The 306-nt window shown below is 41.8% G+C and carries 1 protein-coding gene; it reads left to right on the top strand.

Annotation, left to right across the window (positions count from 1 at the left end):
- Window positions 1–306: hypothetical protein (locus AAEY83_RS13740; RefSeq protein WP_351059650.1), on the top strand; the 306-nt coding region annotated here is incomplete at both ends.

The following is a 306-nucleotide window of genomic DNA, read 5'->3' as shown; positions in this document are numbered from 1 at the left end:
GCCTTATCCGCCATGCAATGAGTTTGATATTTATCCGCAAGTATTAAGGCTTGGTAATTTTTATGAAGCGCAGCAAACACAGATAAACGAGCGCTTAGCTCAGTGCCAAACGTCGCAAGCATTACTTAATTTAGTATGCAAAAATGCAGCGCAATACTTTGATCAGCCCAATGGCTTATTTAGATGGCGCAGCAATTTATTAGAGCCACTAGAGGCGCTTATTTTAAACAGCCCACTTGAGGCACTAATTGCGCACTTAGCAGCCATGAGTAAACATTATTTACAGCTAAAAGACGGTTACCCCGA

The organism is Psychrobacter sp. TB20-MNA-CIBAN-0197, from assembly GCF_040309765.1.
In the GTDB taxonomy this organism is placed as follows: domain Bacteria; phylum Pseudomonadota; class Gammaproteobacteria; order Pseudomonadales; family Moraxellaceae; genus Psychrobacter; species Psychrobacter submarinus.
The sequence above is the reverse complement of the archived record's forward strand: the minus strand, read 5'-3'. Positions and strand labels throughout refer to the sequence as shown.